This is a genomic window from Streptomyces sp. NPDC102274, from assembly GCF_044766385.1.
GTDB lineage: Bacteria > Actinomycetota > Actinomycetes > Streptomycetales > Streptomycetaceae > Streptomyces.
In genome coordinates this window covers 41548-59398 of sequence record NZ_JBIWLW010000001.1, presented here as the reverse complement: position 1 = coordinate 59398, position 17851 = coordinate 41548, and the positions used below count along the sequence as shown (strand labels likewise).

Here is a 17851-nt window from a genome sequence, read left to right as displayed (position 1 = left end):
CCGGCGGCCCGTACGTCACGCCGTACATCTCTCCACGAACCGCCGCGCCAGCTCCGGCGCCGCCGCCCAGTGCGTATGCAGATAGCTCGCGTGCACGCCCTGTTGTACGAACCCCTCCACCCGGCGCTCCGGGTGCACCACTCCCCACGCCGGAGCCGCCCCGGCGCCCGGCTCCAGCACGGTCCGGTGGAACTCATGCCCCCGTACGCGCGTACCGGCCCGCGCCAGCGCGCTGTCGCCGACCGCCACCGCCTCCCGGTAGCCCAGCGTCAGCCGTCCCGCCATCCGCGCGTCGGCCGCCAGCACGCCGCACATCGGCGCCCCGTCCAGGGAGCGCGCCAGATACAGCAGTCCGGCGCATTCGGCGGCCACCGGAGCGCCGGAGTACGCCAGCTCCGCCACGGCCTTGCGCAGCGGCTCATTGGCGGACAGCTCCGGCGCGTACACCTCCGGGAACCCGCCGCCGATCACCAGACCCCGGGTGCCTTCAGGGAGTTCCTCGTCTCGCAGCGGATCGAACGGGACGACGTCCGCGCCCGCGGCCGCCAGCAGCTCGGTGTGCTCCGCGTACGAGAAGGTGAAGGCGGACCCGCCGGCCACCGCGATCACCGGCCGGCCCGCGCCCGCCACGGGGGCGACCGGCTCGACCGCCGGCTCCCACGGCGTCACATCGAGCGCCGGCGCACTGCGCGCGAGCGCCAGCAGTGCCTCCAGGTCGCACCCCGCCCGCACCCGCGCGGCCAGCTCCCGCATCGACCCGACCGCCTCCGCGCGCCGTTCCGCGACCGGCACCAGACCCAGATGGCGCGAGGGCGCGGTGACCCCGTCGGCGCGCCGCAGCACCCCCATGACCGGTACCCCCGACTCGTCCAGCGCCTCGCGCAGCAGCCGTTCGTGCCGGTCGGTGGCGACCTTGTTGAGGATCACCCCGCCGATCCGTACCTCCGGATCCCAGGAGGCGAAGCCATGCACCAGCGCCGCCACCGAACGCGACTGCGACGAGGCGTCCACCACCAGGACCACCGGCGCGCGCAGCAGCTTCGACACCTGTGCGGTGGAGGCCAGTTCGCCCTGGCCCGACGCGCCGTCGTAGAGCCCCATCACGCCCTCGACGACCGCCAGGTCACAGTCCGCCGCGCCATGCGCGAACAGCGGCCCGATCAGACCGGGACCGCACATGTACGCGTCGAGATTGCGGCCCGGCCGGACGCGGGCGGCCGATCCCGGGGCGCCGGCCGGCCCCGGGGCGCCGACGGATCCCGAGGTGCCGGACGCCCCCGTGGACACGGCCAGCGCGTGATACCCCGGATCGATGTAATCGGGCCCGACCTTGTGCGGGGACACGGCCAGACCGCGTTCCGAGAAGGCCGCCATCAGCCCCGTCGCGACCGTGGTCTTGCCGCTCCCGGAGGAGGGCGCGGCGATGACCAGACGCGGGACGTTCACCACTCGATGCCCCTCTGGCCCTTCTGGCCCGCGTCCATCGGATGCTTGACCTTCGTCATCTCCGTCACGAGATCCGCGAAGTCCGTCAGTTTCTCCGGGGCGTTGCGCCCGGTGATCACCACATGCTGGGTGCCGGGGCGCCCGCGCAGCACCTCGATCACCTCGTCGGTGTCCACCCACCCCCAGTGCAGCGGATAGGCGAACTCGTCCAGCACGTACAGCCTGTGCGTCTCGGCCGCCAGATCGCGCTTGACCTGCTCCCAGCCCTCGCGCGCCGCCTCCTCGTTGGAGTACTGCGCGTCGCGCTGCACCCACGACCAGCCCTCGCCCATCTTGTGCCAGGCGACCGGACCGCCCTCGCCGCTCGCCCCCAGCACCTTCAGCGCCCGCTCCTCGCCGACCTTCCACTTCGCGGACTTCACGAACTGGAACACCCCGACCGGCCACCCCTGCGTCCAGGCGCGCAGCGCGAGGCCGAAGGCCGCCGTCGACTTGCCCTTGCCGGTGCCCGTATGGACGAGGACGAGCGGACGGTTGCGGCGCTGGCGGGTGGTGAGCCCGTCGTCCGGTACGGATTCCGGCTGTCCCTGTGGCATTAAGCGGCCCTCCTGGGTCGTCCGTTGTGTGCCTGTGCCTGCTGTACGTCCCTGACCAGGCCGGCGATGCTGTCCGCGCGCAGCTCGTCGAGCGTGATGGCCATACCCTCCAGATCCGCGGCGAGCGACGCGGCCAGACCGAGCCGTACCGGACCCGACTCGCAGTCCACGACCACCGAGGCCGTCCCCTCCGAGGCGTGCAGCCGCGCCGCGCGCGCCGCCAGCGCCACCGGATCCGCGCCGTCCGCCGTCCGCGCGCCGGTCGCCCGGCCGTCCGTCACCACGAGCAGCAGCGGGCGCCGCGCCGGGTCCCTCATCCGCTCCACCCGCAGCACGTCATGCGCCTTGAGCAGCCCGGCGGCGAGCGGCGTACGCCCGCCCGTCGGCAGCGACTCCAGCCGGGCCGCCGCCGCGTCCACCGACGAGGTGGGCGGCAGCGCGACCTCCGCCTCCTTGCCCCGGAAGGTGATCAGACCGACCTTGTCGCGCCGCTGGTACGCGTCCAGCAGCAGCGAGAGCACCGCGCCCTTCACCGCGCTCATCCGCCGCCTGGCCGCCATCGAGCCCGACGCGTCGACCACGAACAGCACGAGATTCCCCTCGCGGCCCTCCCGGGTCGCCTGCCGCAGATCGTCCCTGCGCACCACCAGACCCGGACCGCTGCGACCGCGCGCCCGCTGGTGCGGCGCCGCCGCCTGTACGGTCGCCGCCAGATGCAGCTTGGTGAGCGCGCCCCTCGGCTGCCGGGACCCGGTCGTCCTGCCGTGTTCGGTACGGGCCCGGGAGCGCCGCCCGGCCGCGCCCTCGCCCAGACCCGGCACGCTCAGTGTCTTCGTACGGAACGGTTCGGCGGCCCGTACGGCGGTCTGCTCACCGGCCCCGGCGCGGCCCGGCTGCCCCTGGGGCCCGGGTTCCGCCTCCACGGGCGTGTCGTCCCGCGCCCCCGGGGCGTGCTCGACCGGCGTGTCGTCCGGCCCGGACCCGGACTCGTGCGGTGTGTCGGGGCCCCCGGATCCCTCGGGGCCGGACTGCGGCGGGATGCCACCGCCACCGCCGGGCCCGTCCGGACCGGGGTCGTCGTCCCCGCCGTCGCCGTCCTCTCCCCGGAACTCGTCCAGCGTGTCGTCGAGCTTGTCCTCGTCGAGCCCCGGCGCGTCGAAGGGGTTGCGGCGGCGCCGGTGCGGCAGCGCCAGCAGCGCGGCCTGCCGTACGTCCTCGGCGAGTACGTCCGTACGCCCCGCCCACGCGGCCAGCGCCGTCGCGGTCCGCGCCATCACGATGTCCGCCCGCATCCCGTCCACCTCGAACGCGGCGCAGGTCGCGGCGATCCGCAGCAGCGCCGCGTCCCCGAGCCGCACCTCGGGCAGCAGCGCCCGCGCGGCGACGATCCGGTCCCGCAGCGCGGTCTCCTCCCCGGCCCAGCGCGCCGCGAACCCGGCCGGGTCGTCGTCGAAGGCCAGCCGCCGCCGTACGACCTCCACCCGCTGCTCCGGCTCGCGCGAGGCCGCGACCTCCACGGTCAGCCCGAAGCGGTCGAGCAACTGCGGCCGCAGCTCGCCCTCCTCGGGGTTCATCGTCCCGACGAGCAGGAAGCGCGCCGCGTGCCGTACGGAGACGCCCTCGCGCTCGACGTACGAGGCACCCATGGCGGCGGCGTCCAGCAGCAGGTCGACCAGGTGGTCATGGAGGAGATTGACCTCGTCGACGTAGAGCACCCCCCGGTGCGCGTCGGCGAGCAGGCCGGGCTCGAAAGCCTTCACGCCCTCGGACAGCGCCCGTTCGATGTCCAGCGCGCCCACGAGCCGGTCCTCCGAGGCGCCCACGGGCAGCTCGACCATCCGGGCGGGCCTGGACGCACCCGGAGCCGTCTCGTGCGGCCCGTCAGGACACCGCGGATCGGGTGCGGCGGGATCGCAGCTGAACCGGCATCCGGCGACGACCGGCACCTCCGGCAGCAGCGCGGAAAGGGCGCGTACGGCCGTGGACTTGGCGGTGCCCTTCTCACCCCGGACGAGCACACCGCCCACGGCGGGGCTCACCGCGTTGAGCAACAGGGCGAGCCGCAGATCGTCCATTCCCACCACGGCGGTGAACGGAAAAGGGGTGCTCATAGGCTGATCGCTCCTTCGAAGATGGTCGTCATGGCGCTCCCGGCGGAATGAAGGGCAGCCCCGAGGGCGCGCCCTCCTCGATCAGGCGCATCAGCGCGTCCGTGTCCGCGTGCTCCTCGATGAGGTCACCGAGCAGGTCGAGCTGTTCCTCCCGCAACGCGCCGAAGCTCGTGCCGGGAGCGGGGACGAAACGCCGGCCCGCGGTCCGCGCCACCTCCGTCAGGAACCGCCGCCGGAACGCGTCGCTCTCCAGCGCCCCGTGCCAGTGGGTGCCCGTGACGGCCCCCACCCGGCAGCCGTCCAGCGCCCGCCCGTCCGCGTCGGAGACAAAGGCGTCGCCTCCTCGTACCTCGGCGACGCCGTGGTGGATCTCATACCCCTCCACCGCCTCACCGAGGGCCAGGCCCACCGGTCTGGCCAGGGTCTTCTCACGGGCGAACCGCACCCGTACGGGCAGCAGCCCGAGGCCGGGCACCGCGCCCGCCCGGGACTCCACCTCGTCGTCGATGTGCTCGCCCAGGAGCTGGTAGCCGCCGCAGATCCCCAGCACGGGACGCCCCTCGGCGGCCCGCCGGGCGAGCGCGTCGGCGAGCCCGCGCTCACGCAGCCACGCCAGCGCCCTGACCGTGCCGCGCGTGCCGGGCACCACCACGAGATCGGTGTCGGCCAGCTCCTCGGGCCGGTCCACGAACCGCACGACGACCCCCGGCTCCGCCGCCAGCGCGTCCACATCGGTGAAGTTGGACATCAGAGGTAGGGCGCAGACCGCGACCCGCAGCACGTCCTCGCCGTAGGGCGGAGCCGCCGGTGACTCGCGTACGGCGGCGCGCATCGAGACGCGCAGTCCGTCCTCCTCGTCGATGCCCAGACCGTGCCGGAAGGGCAGTACGCCGAGCGTGGACCGCCCCGTGAGCCCGCGGAGCATCTCAAGACCCGGTTCGAGCAGCGAGACATCGCCCCGGAATTTGTTGACCAGATAGCCCGCGATCAGCTCCTGGTCCTCGGGGGACAGCAGCGCGGTCGTCCCGAAGAACGAGGCGAAGACACCGCCCCGGTCGATGTCCCCGACGACCACCACCGGCAGTCGCGCGGCCCGCGCGATGCCCATGTTCACGATGTCGGTACGGCGCAGATTGATCTCCGCGGGGCTGCCGGCCCCTTCGCAGATCACCGCGTCGTAGGTGGCGCGCAGCTGTTCCAGGCACTCCAGGACGGGCCCGAGCAGGGATTCCCGTCCCCCGTGCGGCATCTCCCCGGGGGACGCACCCTCAGACCCCCCGTGCGGCATCTTCCCGGGGGACGTCCCCCCGGCCCCCCCGAAGAAGCCCCGGGCGCTCATCTCCCCCACCGGCCGCCCCATCAGCACCACTTGGCTGCTGCGGTCACTGCCGGGCTTCAGCAGGACCGGGTTCATCAGCGCCGTCGGTTCGACCCGGGCCGCCTGGGCCTGCATCGCCTGGGCCCGGCCGATCTCCGCGCCCTCGCGTGTCACGAACGAGTTCAGCGACATGTTCTGCCCTTTGAAGGGCGCGACCTTCACCCCACGGCGCACCAGCCAGCGGCAGATCCCCGCCGTGACCACGCTCTTGCCCGCGTCGGAGGTCGTGCCGGCTATCAGCAGCCCCCCGCCACGCCCGCCCCGGCTCATCCGCGCCCCCTTCTCGCGGCCGTACGGCGCGAAGCCGCACGGCGTATCGCGCCGTATCCGAAACGGCCCGCCACACAGACCGCGAGGGCGGCCCCGGTCACCCGGCGCGACAGCCGTACGGCCCGTTCGATGTCCGCGACCTCGACGGGCCGCCCCTCGCCGTTCAGCACCGGCCTGTGCTCCACCCGCCCCCCGTACGCGAGCGTCCCGCCCAGCCGCACGCCCAGCGCGCCGGCGAACGACGCCTCCACCGGGCCCGCGTTGGGGCTCGGATGCTTACGGGCATCCCGCCGTACCGCCCGCAGGGCCGCGCCCGGATCGCCGCCGACTCCGCCGGCCAGCGCACCGGCGAGTACGGCGGTCAGCCGGGCACCCGGCCCGCCCGCGACATCGTCGAGCCGGGCCGAGGCCCAGCCGAACCGGCGGTACCGGGGCGAGAGATGACCCACCATCGCGTCCAGTGTGTTCACGGCACGGAATCCGGCGAGTCCGGGCACCCCCGCCACCGCCCCCCACACCAGCGCTCCCACGACCGCGTCGGAGGTGTTCTCGGCGACCGACTCCACGACGGCCCGCGCGATCTGCTGTCCGTCCAGCGCCTGCGGGTCACGGCCGCACAGATGCGGCAGCCGCTCCCTGGCCCGTTCGACGTCCCCGGCGGCGAGCGCCGCGCCGATGGCCCGTGCCTCGCGTCCCAGTGACGTGCCGCCGACGACGGCCCAGGTGGCGGCGGCGGTCAGCGCCACGGAGGCGGTGCGGCGGTCCCGTACTCCCCGGGCCGCCAACGCCGCGATCCCGGCGGCTCCTCCGGCGCATACCGCGGTGTGCAGCGCGCCCCAGCCCCGGTGGTCGCGCCACAGCGTCCGCTCGACGGCCGTCGCCGCCCGGCCGAACGCGGCGACGGGATGGCCCCGGCGCGGATCGCCGAACAGCAGATCGCCCAGGAGGCCCACGGCGGCGCCGTAGGCGAAAACACGCTCGGCGGCCGGACCCCGGCCGCGCACGACGGCCGAACGGCGGCCAGGCATGGCGAAATGTCCTCACTCAGGGTCCGCGCCCCGGTTCGACGTGATGCGGCGGCGAGAGTTCCTGGCTCCTGGAGACGTGGCTCGCAGTGACAGTGGCGGGACCGCGCCGGATTCGCACCGGCTTCCTCTTCTGCCGTCGTCAATGGCCCCGGAAGTCCACCACGCAGCGCAAACACCCGTCAACTCATCCCTGACCAGCGACGGGACAGTGTGCCGAGCCCCACACGGCACCCTCGCCCCACGGGCACCGAAGAACCGGCCCCAGCGCGTGACGGACGCGCCGGGGCCGGCCCCGGTCGGGGTATTCCGGTCGTTTCCGGTCGCCCGGTCAGGCGGCGAGGTCAGGCGACGATCAGATAGATCCCGTACGCGACGGCCGTCACGCAGAGCGCGAAGCACATGTACGCGCCCGCGCGGGCCGGTGCCACGGACCCGGTGGCGCCCCGTGCGCTCGCCGTCTCCCGCTTGGCGAGGCCCACGATGCCGAGGGTGAACAGGCCCACGAGGGCGACGGTGGCCACGAGGCTGACCCCGAAGACCGAACCGAGTGCTGCCCAGTCGATGTTCATGCGGTTTCTCTTCCTTACACCGTGGCGGTTCTCAACATCGTGGCGCTTCTCGATACCGAGGCGGTTCTCAGACCGTGGCGGTTCGCGCGGGCTCGCCCGCGGAGTCCGTGGGGCCAGGGGCCGGGATGACGGCGGAGGTGACGACGCCCGAGGGCCCGGTGGTCCCGGCGCCTTCCGCCGCACCGTCGGCTCCGGTCTCGTTCTCGTTCACGTTGGTGTGATCGACCGGCCGGCGGCGCGAGGCGAGCCAGATCGCCCCGGAGGCCGCGACCAGCAGGACGGCGACGACCGCGACGCCCCACGCGCCCTGGCCGGTCAGGAACTCGGCCCCGGCGGCGACCAGGCCCGCCGCGGGCAGGGTCAGCCCCCAGGCGATGAACATCCGGGTGGCGGTCGACCAGCGGACCACCCCGCCCTTGCGGCCGAGGCCCGCGCCCATCACGGCGCCGGAGCAGGACTGGGTGGTGGAGAGCGAGAAGCCCAGGTGCGAGGAGGCCAGGATGACGGTCGCGGCGCTGGTCTGGGCGGCGAAGCCCTGCTGCGGACGGAGATCGGTGAGGCCGGTGCCCATGGTGCGGATGATGCGCCAGCCGCCGAGATACGTACCGAGCGCGATCGCCAGTCCGGCGGAGAGGATGACCCACGGCGGGGGGTTGGACCCGGGGGCGAGGACGCCGCCGGTGACCAGCGCGAGGGTGATGACGCCCATGGTCTTCTGCGCGTCGTTGGTGCCGTGGGCGAGGGAGACGAGCCCGGCGGAGGCGATCTGCCCGGCGCGGTAGCCCTTGGCGGTCGCCTTGTCGTCCGTACGGCGGCCGATGCGGTACGTCAGCCTCGTCGCGAGCAGCGCCGCGAGACCGGCGACGACCGGCGCGGCGAGCGCGGGGATCAGCACCTTGGTGATGACGACGCCGCCGTTGACCCCGGAGGTGCCGACCGACATCAGGGTGGCGCCGATCAGGCCGCCGAAGAGTGCGTGGGAGGAGCTCGACGGGAGGCCGAGCAGCCAGGTGAAGAGATTCCACAGGATGGCGCCGACGAGCGCCGCGAAGATCACTTCTGGACTGATGCCCTGTTCGTTGATGAGTCCGCCGGAGATCGTCCTGGCGACCTCCACGGACAGGAACGCGCCGACGAGATTCAGGACGGCGGACATTCCCACCGCGACCTTGGGCTGCAGAGCGCCGGTCGAGATGGTCGTCGCCATCGCGTTCGCGGTGTCGTGGAAGCCGTTCGTGAAATCGAACACGAGAGCCGTCACGATCACGATCGCGAGCAGCAGCGTGATGTGTTCCATTGACCCAGGACCCAGGCAATCTTTTGACGTCGGTGGCCTCGGTGAACGTAGGGAGACGGAGTGAACGGAAGGTGAACTGCGCTCGTCTTTGAGGTGTTCCCATGTGTGGAGAAATCGCCCGCCTGTTCTGCGGGAGTGCCCTGGGTTCCGCTTCTCCCGCCTGACAGGATTCTCTTATGACTGATCAGCGGAGCCGGGACGCGATAGCCGGGGCCTGGCGTGAACTCATCGCAACAGCCCGGAGAACAGCAGGTGAAGGGCTTGTCGTCGGCACATCGGGCAATGTGTCGGTACGGGTCGACGACCTGATCCTCGTCACGCCGAGCGGAGTTCCGTATGACCAGCTCACTTCCGAGGACATCGTCGGCGTCGATCCGGACGGTCGGCAGGTCCTCGGCGATTTCACCCCAACGAGTGAGCTGCCGCTGCACCTCGCCGTGTACCGGAACACCTCCGCGACAGCCGTGGTCCACACCCACGCGGTGCACGCCACCGCCGTCTCCACCCTCGTCCCCGAATTGCCCCTGATCCACTACATGGCGGCGGCCCACGGCGGCGCCGTCCGGGTCGCGCCCTACGCGCTGTACGGCTCCGACGAACTGGCCGCCCATATGCTCCACGCGCTGCGCGACCGGAACGCCTGTCTGCTCCAGAACCACGGCACGGTCGCCTACGGGGACACCCTCGCCCAGGCCTACGACCGCACGGCCCAGCTGGAGTGGATGTGCCGTCTCTGGCTCACCGCGAGCTCGCTGCCCGGCCGCACCCCCACGCTGCTGACCGAGGCCCAGCTGGACGAGGTCGGACAGAAGCTGAAGGGGTACGGACAGCGGGGCTGACCAGCGCTTTCGGCGGGGTGTTCGGCGGGGATCCGGCACTCGGACGGACGCGGCCGGCTGGCCGAGCCCGCCGGGGGTGACCACACTGGGAACGTGCGCCCCGCCAAAGCGACGGCAGCGGCCGTCTCCTCAGTCATCGGCGTCGGCGTGGCCGCGTTCGCGGCCGGCCGCTACGCCAGTGACGCCGCGCTCAAGACGCCGCCCGGCCGTCCCCTGCCGGGGGACCCCCGTCTCACCGTGCACGCCACGGCCGCCGGACAGCTCACCCTGACCCGCTGCCTCGCCTCCCTGCGCCCCGGTACGTACGGGATCGAGGGCCCGCGCGTCCACGCGGTCGTCGGGCCGGTCCTGGACGATGTGGAACATGCCGCGGACACCGTGGTGCGCCGACTGGAGCGCGTCAGCCACGGCCGGCTCGTCCCCGGCACCCGCGTACGCCTCACCCCGCAGGTCCACAGCGGCGATCCCACCTCCGCTCTCGGCATCGGCCACAAGGATGTGACGATCCAGGGCGAACTCGGCCCCCTGCCCGCCTGGTTCGTGCCCGGGGTGCGCGACACCTGGGTGATCACCGCGCACGGCCTCGGCACCACCCGCGAGCACCCCATGAACATCATGGAGTTCCTCACGGAACAGGAACTTCCGGTACTCGACCTCGCCTATCGCGGCGATCCCGGGGCGCCCCGCTCCCCGGACGGCCTCGGACACCTCGGCGAGTCCGAATGGCGCGACCTCGACGCGGCGATCCGCTACGCGGTCCGGTACGGCGCCGAGCGTGTGGTGCTGCACGGCTGGTCGACCGGTGCCTCGATGGCCCTCGGCGCGGCGGCCGGCTCCCCGCTCCGCGCCCGGATCGCCGGGCTGGTGCTCGACTCGCCGGTGCTGGACTGGGAGGCCACCCTGCGGGCGCTGGCCACCGCCCGCCGTGTCCCCGCGCCGCTGCTGCCGCTGGCGGTCAGGTCGGCCCAGGGCCGGGCCGGTCTCGACGGCGACCGGCTGCGCCGGGCCGCCGACCCCGGCAACCTGAACATTCCGACGCTGATCTTCCACGGTCCCGACGACACCCTCGCGTCCTGGAACCCCTCCCGCGAACTCGCCACCCACCGCTCCGGTCTGATCAGCCTGCACGCTGTCGCGCACGCCCCGCACGGCGCCATGTGGAACGCGGATCCGGCCGGATACGAAGAGGTGCTCCGACGCTTCCTCACGCCCCTGATGTAGCTCCCGGCCTCCCTGACGCGGCGCCTGGGGCGGGCGGACGCGGCGCCTGGGGCGGGCGCGCGCCCCAGGGGCGCTTTACGGGTGTCTGGCGGATCTTTCCGGCATACGGAGCCGCGGTGGAATCCGGTGCGGCGCCCAACGCTCCGCTTCGCCTCCTTCGCGCACCTTGCGGCCCTCCTGGGCCACCCGCCACAGAGTGCCGCACCAGCTGTCCCAGCCCTTACCAACAGGCATCTTCCTTCCCTTCCAGGCCGTGCGGCACCCCCGTGAAATGGGCCCCTTCCGCCCGTCCCGTACCGCTGGAACAGGTTCCGTTTGGGCTTTCGGGCGGTCACCGGGAAGACTGCCCCCGTGACGTCCCGAAAGCCTGATGAGCAATTGGCGCGCAACTCCAGACTCCGACTCGTCCGCCCGCGGCCGTTGACCACGGCCCGACGGGCTGTGACCGATGGGCGCAGCCGGCCGGCACCCCGGCCGCCCGAGGGCACTCCGCCCCCGGCGGAGCTGGCCCGTCAGGCGAGAGCGGTCCTCGCCGACGCGGTACGGATCGCCCGCTGGGCCGCCGGTGACCGGGACCCCGGCGCGGGTCAGCTCGACGCGGTGGCGGCCGAACGGGCCTCCGTAGCTCTGGAGTTGACGCCCGACCAGGTGCGCGCGGGCTGGGACCGTGCCCGGCTGGCCGGACTCGTCGAGCTGCACGGCACCGCCGTACGGCCCGGCTGGCGGCTCCAGGCGTGGGACCGGGACGACAGCGCGGTCCAGCGCGGCTGGGTGGCCCTCTTCGACGCCTGGTCGCTCGTGCACCCGGCCCCCGACGATGTCGCCGCCTCCACGGTCGCCGAGGTCGTCGAGGCCGTCCCGCAGGTGCTCTCGCTCCTCCAGCTCTCCGCGGGACCCGTGCTCGTACCGGCCCTGCTCGATCTCCTCCAGCAGCGGGTCGCGGAACTCCACGAGGAGCGCTGCGAGGTGCCCTACGGCCCGCAGCCCGCCCCCGTCGAGCCCGCGGCGCCCGAGCGGCTCGCCGACGACCTCCTGCCCCCGCTCCTCGACTGGGCCCTGGAAGGGCTGGCCGCCGTGGGCGCGCTGACCCTGGGGAAGGGCCAGGCGACCCTCACCCCGCTCGGCAACTGGGCGGTCTGGGTCAAGCTGGAGCAGATCTGCGTCGCCGCCCAGAGCCCCGCGGGCAATATCGAGCAGTCCGCCCAGCACATGCTGCGCGGCTGCGCGCGGCTCACCCCCGGCCCCGCCCGCGCCGAATACCGTGCCTGGCTCGCCGCCCGCACCGTCGGCAGCGCGGTCACCGAACTGCTCGCCGTCGCCCGGGGGGAGGACGCGCTCCTGCGTGGGCTCGCCTTCGAGGCGCTGCGCGTCGTCGGCGCCCCCGCCGAGGGCGAGGTACGGGCCGCGGCCACGGACTCCTCGCTGCGCCCCTACGCGCTGCTCTGGCTGGCGGAGTACGAGGGCGCCGACCCGGAGGACGCCGCCGAGGTCCTCACCCGGGAGGAGTCCACCTGGCTCTGGGTGGACACCGCGGCGGCCGTCGCCGACCACGGCGAGAGCGATCTGCTGGTCCGTCACCTGGACTCCGCCGTGCAGGGCAATGTGCCCGCTCTGCTCGACGAGGTCCGGGCCGTCGGCCACCCCCGTACCGTCCAGGTCCTGGTCGCCCTCGCCGCCGCGCATCCGGATCCCGCCCTCGCCAAGGCGGTCCGCCGGGCGGCCTTCCAGGTGCACACCGGAGGAGCCTGACCCGCCCGGCGGGTCGCGCTCCGCGCGCCGTGCGACGGAGGCAGTCGACCGGCCCCCGCCCGGTCCGCATCCGAGGCCGAACGGGGGATGTGCCCCGCCGTGCCCGCCGTGTCGCGGGGCGCCACCGCTCCGCCCGCGCGGCCCGTGGCTACGCTCGCGCCTGATCGAGGCCAGGGGCCTGTCTTCCGGGTCGGACAGGATCCGGAAGACAGGCCAGTGGGTCCACCAGTGGTACCGAGGGAGAACAGTGACGGCTCTGCCGACGACCACGGCGCCGGACCTGCTGCCGGGCGCCAGAGGGGGCGGCGGTCCCCAGGACGACGCCGATTCCCCGTACGCCGATTCGCCGCACGACGGCCCCCCGCCCGGCGGTTCCCCGCACCCCGGCCCCCGGCCCGGCGGGCAGGGCGCTTCCCGGTACGGCCCACGACGCCGTACCCGCCTCGTCCTCGCGGCCCTCTCCGTCGTCGTCGCGGTCCCGCTGGTGACCGCCGCCCAGCAGTCCAGGAATGTCCCCTTCGACGACCGCCTCACCGTGCACACCACCGCGGCGCCCGGACCCCCCGCCGCCCAGGAGCCGGTCCTGCGCGCCTCGGGCCCCCGCGTCGAGGCGCGCGACCCGGGCTCGGGCACGCTCCGCTGGGTCCATGAGCGCACCGGCAGCCGCCCGCTCGCCCTCGCCGCGGGGCCCGGCCACGCCTTCGCCCTCTGGAGCGACGGCCTGGTCACCGACACCGAGCGTGTCGCGGGCTCCGCCGTCCGCTGGCATCGCGCCCTGCCCGGTCTCGCCGACTGGCTGGCCGCGGATTCCGGCCGCGCGGCGGGGGTCCTCCAGCCGCTCGCGCCCGGGGCGCGCATGCTCGCCGTCGTCACCCCGCAGCGCATCGTCGCCTTCCGGGTCGACGACGGCGATCTGCGCTGGGTGCTGCCCGCCGCCCGCGGCTGCGCCTTCGAGCCGGGACGATACGTCCGTGTGGCCGGGATCCTGCTGGTCGCCCAGCCCTGTCCCGGGCACACCGACTGGACGGCCGAGCTGATGGCGGTCGACGACCTCGGCCGGATCGTGCCGGGCCGCACCCCGCTCCGTAATGATCTACGGGGCCTTCCTCCGAACGACCGCCCGAGCGGTGTCTCGAACGAGCTCTCGGACCATCGTCCGGGGGACCGGCCTGAGAAAGCAGTTGCGCGACCCCGTTAGACTGACCCGTATGGCATTTCTCCTTGTGCATTAGCCGGCGTCGAAGAATCTCCTCCGCCTGCCCTCTTCCGCCGTCCATACCGCCCTGGAGTCTTTCCGTGATCACCGCAACCGGCGTAGAGCTGCGCGCCGGCGCCCGTGTCCTCATCGAGTCCGCCTCGTTCCGTATCGCCAAGGGCGACCGCATCGGTCTGGTCGGCCGCAACGGAGCCGGCAAGACCACACTCACCAAGTGCCTCGCGGGTGAGGGCGTCCCCGCCGCCGGCACCATCACCCGCTCCGGTGAGGTGGGTTATCTGCCGCAGGACCCGCGCACCGGCGACCTCGACGTCCTCGCCCGGGACCGCATCCTCTCCGCGCGCGACCTCGACTCCGTACTGAAGAAGATGCGGGAGAACGAGGACCGGATGGCGAACGGTCAGGGCGCCACCCGCGAGAAGGCGATGCGGAAGTACGAGCGCCTGGAGACGGAGTTCCTCACCAAGGGCGGGTACGCCGCCGAGGCCGAGGCCGCCACCATCGCCGCCGCGCTCGGGCTGCCCGACCGGGTGCTCGGCCAGCCCCTCCATACGCTCTCCGGCGGTCAGCGCCGCCGCGTCGAGCTGGCGCGCATCCTCTTCTCGGACGCCGACACCCTGCTGCTCGACGAGCCCACGAACCACCTCGACGCGGACTCGATCGTCTGGCTGCGCGAATACCTCAAGACGTACCGCGGCGGCTTCATCGTCATCTCCCACGATGTCGAACTGGTCGAGACCGTCGTCAACAAGGTCTTCTACCTGGACGCCAACCGCTCCCAGATCGATGTCTACAACATGGGCTGGAAGCTCTACCAGCAGCAGCGCGAGGCCGACGAGAAGCGCCGCAAGCGCGAGCGCGCCAACGCGGAGAAGAAGGCCTCCGCCCTCAACTCCCAGGCCGACAAGATGCGCGCCAAGGCCACCAAGACCGTCGCCGCGCAGAACATGGCCCGTCGCGCCGAGCGGCTGCTGTCCGGTCTGGAGGAAGTGCGCCAGTCCGACAAGGTCGCCAAGCTGCGCTTCCCCGAGCCCGCACCCTGCGGCAAGACCCCGCTGACGGCCGAGGGACTGTCGAAGTCGTACGGCTCCCTGGAGATCTTCACCGATGTCGATCTCGCCATCGACAAGGGCTCCCGGGTCGTCATCCTCGGCCTCAACGGCGCGGGCAAGACCACGCTCCTGCGGCTGCTGGCCGGGGTCGAGAAGCCGGACACTGGACAGGTGACCCCCGGACACGGCCTCAAGCTGGGCTACTACGCGCAGGAGCACGAGACCCTCGACCCGGAGCGCTCCGTCCTGGAGAACATGCGTTCCTCGGCCCCCGACCTCGACCTGGTCCAGGTCCGCAAGACGCTGGGCTCCTTCCTCTTCTCCGGGGACGATGTCGACAAGCCGGCCGGGGTGCTCTCCGGTGGCGAGAAGACCCGGCTGGCGCTGGCCACCCTGGTCGTCTCCTCCGCGAACGTGCTGCTGCTCGACGAGCCCACGAACAACCTGGACCCGGCCAGCCGTGAGGAGATCCTCGGCGCGCTCCGCACGTACAAGGGAGCGGTCATCCTCGTCACCCACGACGAGGGCGCGGTCCACGCGCTGGAACCGGAGCGGATCATTCTGCTGCCCGACGGGGTCGAGGACCTCTGGGGAGCGGACTACGCGGATCTGGTCGCGCTCGCCTGAGTGCCGCCGTCGCCTGAGTGCCGTCGTCGGCGGGGTGCCGTCGTGGGCGGGGGTGCCGGGGCCCGGTGATGAGCTGTCGCCACATGATCCACGCGCGTGATCGACTCCGTATGGATCATTTCGGCTCAACAGTGATCCCTCATCTGTGTGAGTGCGTCTCGTACCACGGCGTGGTGCGCGACGGATCGGGCCAACCGCATCATGATCCGCGCCGTCTCCGGCGCGGCGGTCCTGACCTGGCACTTCGCCCGGAGCTTTGGACAGAGGTCGCGGTGATCGCGTAGGGAATGCGCGATTCCGGTCGTGCTCGAACCCTGGAGCCCGGCAAAGCTTGTCGTGCGGACCTTGCCGAATGGGTGGCCAGGAAGCCCGCGAGGGGTGATCATGAGAAGTCCAGAGCGCACTTCCCATGAGGAGGCACGGGTGGCCGAGACTCTGAAGAAGGGCAGCCGGGTAACCGGCGCCGCGCGCGACAAGCTCGCGGCAGACCTGAAGAAGAAATACGACAACGGTGCGAGCATCCGGGCGCTGGCCGAGGAAACCGGTCGCTCCTACGGGTTCGTCCACCGGATGCTCAGCGAGTCCGGAGTCACGCTGCGGGGACGCGGCGGAGCGACGCGAGGCAAGAAGGCCGCATCGGCCTGACGACCGAGCGCGACTCCTCCTGGCCACCGGTTCGGATGGTGGCCACCCAGGTCGATCGGACGATCGCCCAGGTGGTTACTGTGCAGTCACTTAGCCTGGTTTTCCTGACTGCCCGAACCGGAGGCGCCCCATGACTTCGCTTGAATCAGTACTCGACGAGGACGGCGTACGGCTCACCATCGAGGACGCGGTTGCCACGGTCACACTGGCCAATCCGGCGAAGCGCAACGCCCAGTCTCCCGCTCTGTGGCGGGCGTTGGCGGAAGCCGGAAGGTCACTGCCGGGCGGCGTGCGGGTCGTCGTACTGCGGGGCGAGGGCAAGTCCTTCTCCGCGGGGCTCGACCGGCAGGCGTTCACCCCCGAGGGGTTCGACGGCGAGCCGTCCTTCCTGGATCTCGCGCGGGAGTCCGACCAGGACCTCGACGCGGTCATCGCCGAGTACCAGGAGGGGTTCGTCTGGCTGCGCCGTTCCGACATCGTGTCGATCGCGGCCGTTCAGGGGCATGCGATCGGGGCCGGCTTCCAGCTGGCTCTCGCCTGCGACCTGCGAGTCGTCGCGTCCGACGTGCAGTTCGCCATGCGCGAGACGAGCCTCGGCCTGGTCCCCGACCTCACCGGCACCCATCCCCTGGTCGGACTGGTCGGCTACGCCCGCGCGTTGGAGATCTGCGCCACGGGCCGCTTCGTCCAGGCCGAGGAAGCGGAGCGTACGGGGCTCGCCAATCTGGTGGTGCCCGCCGACGAACTCGACGCGGCGGCAAGCGATCTGGCGGGCGCGCTGCTGGCCGCGCCGCGGGACGCGGTGATCGAGACGAAGGCGCTCCTGCAGGGCGCGGCCGGTCGTAGCTTCGAGGCTCAGCGTGCCGCCGAGCGCGCCGCGCAGGCGCGCAGGCTGCGGGACTTGGCGGGCCTCGCCGACTGAGGGCCTCACCTCCGGCGGGCCTTGGCGACTGACGTGCCCCGACCGACAGCCGTGCCCGCGCGCCCTCGTGGGGTTTCGGCACGGCGCTGTCTCAGCCGTCCTGACCCACCGCCGTGACCAGTACGGACACCGAAGGCCCGCCCGGCAGCGCCGCGGTGAGCCTCGCCCGTACCGCCCGCGCCACCTCCAGTGGGCGGTGCCCGGCCGCCGTCGCCAGCTCCACCCGTACATGCCCCGGAGTGGTGACCACCGCGCCGCCCAGCGTTCTGGTCGGATACGCGACGCCCGGGACCGCCGACGCCAGCAGCTCCGGTTCACCCTCCGGGGCGGCGGCCCGTACCCCGGCCGGCCGTCGCCCGTCCGGCCCAGCGGGCGCCGCGGTCCCGGGCGGCGGTCCCTCCGCGGATTCCCCGGAGGGACCGAGCAGGGCCGTCACCCGCAGATCGACCTCCTCGACCCGTAGCCCCAGCCGCTCCGTCGCACAGCCGAGCAGCACCCCGCGCAGCCGCTCCGCGACGGCGGGCAGCGGCTCGGCGGGCCCCGCCGCGAACTCCCCGTCGATACGCAGCGGACCGGGCGGCAGCGCGCTGGGCGGGGGCGGCACGGCGGGCCGGGCGGCTCCTTCCGGATCGGCCAGGGAGATCCGCAGCCGGCCCAGCACGGCGCCCGCCACCTCCGCCGCTGCCAGGCGCAGTTCGTCCGTCGCCGCGCGCTCCGACAGCCACGCGCCGTCCCGCGCCCCGCCCAGCGGCAGCAGTCTGCCCAGGCCGAGCCGTTGTCGTACCGCGGCCGTCCATCCGCCGGTGCCGAGCCCATCGGAACTGTGCGCAGTCGTCATTCCCCCACCCTGCCGCATCCACGGGGCGGGACGGGGCAAGCGCACCT

General features: G+C 73.1%; 15 protein-coding genes and 1 riboswitch. Of the genes, 7 read left to right on the top strand and 8 right to left on the bottom strand.

Features of this window, described 5'->3' with window-relative positions; translation table 11 throughout:
• Positions 1 to 15 precede the first annotated feature (15 nt).
• The 7 genes from ACIRQP_RS00300 to ACIRQP_RS00270 all read right to left on the bottom strand — a co-directional run bounded on the left by ACIRQP_RS00300 (position 16) and on the right by ACIRQP_RS00270 (position 8695).
• Complete coding sequence (locus tag ACIRQP_RS00300) at positions 16 to 1449, bottom strand: cobyrinate a,c-diamide synthase (protein WP_403881042.1); 1434 nt, start codon at positions 1447 to 1449, stop codon at positions 16 to 18.
• On the bottom strand, positions 1443 to 2042 hold the full coding sequence (gene cobO / locus ACIRQP_RS00295; protein WP_403881040.1) for a cob(I)yrinic acid a,c-diamide adenosyltransferase: 600 nt from the start codon (positions 2040 to 2042) through the stop codon (positions 1443 to 1445). The genes ACIRQP_RS00300 and cobO overlap by 7 nt, the downstream gene beginning before the upstream one ends.
• Positions 2042 to 4153, bottom strand: coding sequence for a putative cobaltochelatase (locus tag ACIRQP_RS00290; RefSeq protein WP_403881038.1), 2112 nt, complete (start codon positions 4151 to 4153; stop codon positions 2042 to 2044). The genes cobO and ACIRQP_RS00290 overlap by 1 nt, the downstream gene beginning before the upstream one ends.
• 28 nt (positions 4154 to 4181) lie before the next feature.
• Positions 4182 to 5801 (bottom strand): cobyric acid synthase, encoded by a 1620-nt coding sequence (locus ACIRQP_RS00285; protein ID WP_403881036.1) that lies wholly within the window; start codon positions 5799 to 5801, stop codon positions 4182 to 4184.
• Positions 5798 to 6829, bottom strand: a complete 1032-nt coding sequence (locus ACIRQP_RS00280) for a cobalamin biosynthesis protein (RefSeq protein WP_403881033.1) — start codon at positions 6827 to 6829, stop codon at positions 5798 to 5800. The genes ACIRQP_RS00285 and ACIRQP_RS00280 overlap by 4 nt, the downstream gene beginning before the upstream one ends.
• A 32-nt stretch (positions 6830 to 6861) precedes the next feature.
• Positions 6862 to 7005, bottom strand: a riboswitch (cobalamin riboswitch).
• A 165-nt stretch (positions 7006 to 7170) separates the two neighbouring features.
• Complete coding sequence (locus tag ACIRQP_RS00275) at positions 7171 to 7398, bottom strand: hypothetical protein (RefSeq protein WP_403881030.1); 228 nt, start codon at positions 7396 to 7398, stop codon at positions 7171 to 7173.
• A 67-nt stretch (positions 7399 to 7465) separates the two neighbouring features.
• The gene (locus tag ACIRQP_RS00270) at positions 7466 to 8695 is read right to left on the bottom strand and encodes an anion permease (RefSeq protein WP_403881028.1); all 1230 of its coding nucleotides are present in this window, start codon (positions 8693 to 8695) and stop codon (positions 7466 to 7468) included.
• 176 nt (positions 8696 to 8871) lie between these two features.
• Here ACIRQP_RS00270 and ACIRQP_RS00265 point away from each other — a divergent pair, with 176 nt between their 5' ends.
• The 7 genes from ACIRQP_RS00265 to ACIRQP_RS00235 all read left to right on the top strand — a co-directional run bounded on the left by ACIRQP_RS00265 (position 8872) and on the right by ACIRQP_RS00235 (position 16966).
• Positions 8872 to 9534, top strand: a complete 663-nt coding sequence (locus tag ACIRQP_RS00265; protein ID WP_403881025.1) for a class II aldolase/adducin family protein — start codon at positions 8872 to 8874, stop codon at positions 9532 to 9534.
• 93 nt (positions 9535 to 9627) lie between these two features.
• Positions 9628 to 10755 (top strand): alpha/beta hydrolase, encoded by a 1128-nt coding sequence (locus ACIRQP_RS00260; protein ID WP_403881022.1) that lies wholly within the window; start codon positions 9628 to 9630, stop codon positions 10753 to 10755.
• Between the two features lie 351 nt (positions 10756 to 11106).
• Positions 11107 to 12504, top strand: a complete 1398-nt coding sequence (locus tag ACIRQP_RS00255) for a hypothetical protein (RefSeq protein WP_403881019.1) — start codon at positions 11107 to 11109, stop codon at positions 12502 to 12504.
• A 247-nt stretch (positions 12505 to 12751) separates the two neighbouring features.
• Positions 12752 to 13702 carry a hypothetical protein gene (locus ACIRQP_RS00250; protein ID WP_403881016.1) on the top strand — a complete coding sequence of 317 codons (951 nt, stop codon included), beginning with the start codon at positions 12752 to 12754 and terminating at the stop codon, positions 13700 to 13702.
• A 98-nt stretch (positions 13703 to 13800) separates the two neighbouring features.
• Positions 13801 to 15399, top strand: a complete 1599-nt coding sequence (locus ACIRQP_RS00245; protein WP_403881013.1) for an ABC-F family ATP-binding cassette domain-containing protein — start codon at positions 13801 to 13803, stop codon at positions 15397 to 15399.
• 423 nt (positions 15400 to 15822) lie between these two features.
• The gene (locus ACIRQP_RS00240) at positions 15823 to 16044 is read left to right on the top strand and encodes a helix-turn-helix domain-containing protein (RefSeq protein ID WP_030753304.1); all 222 of its coding nucleotides are present in this window, start codon (positions 15823 to 15825) and stop codon (positions 16042 to 16044) included.
• Positions 16045 to 16174: 130 nt separating this feature from the next.
• Entirely contained in the window at positions 16175 to 16966 is a 792-nt protein-coding gene (locus ACIRQP_RS00235; protein ID WP_403881010.1) for an enoyl-CoA hydratase/isomerase family protein, read from the top strand.
• 91 nt (positions 16967 to 17057) lie between these two features.
• On the opposite strand, the gene ACIRQP_RS00230 is transcribed toward ACIRQP_RS00235, so the two are convergent.
• Positions 17058 to 17804, bottom strand: coding sequence for a hypothetical protein (locus tag ACIRQP_RS00230; protein ID WP_403881007.1), 747 nt, complete (start codon positions 17802 to 17804; stop codon positions 17058 to 17060).
• Between the last annotated feature and the right edge of the window lie 47 nt (positions 17805 to 17851).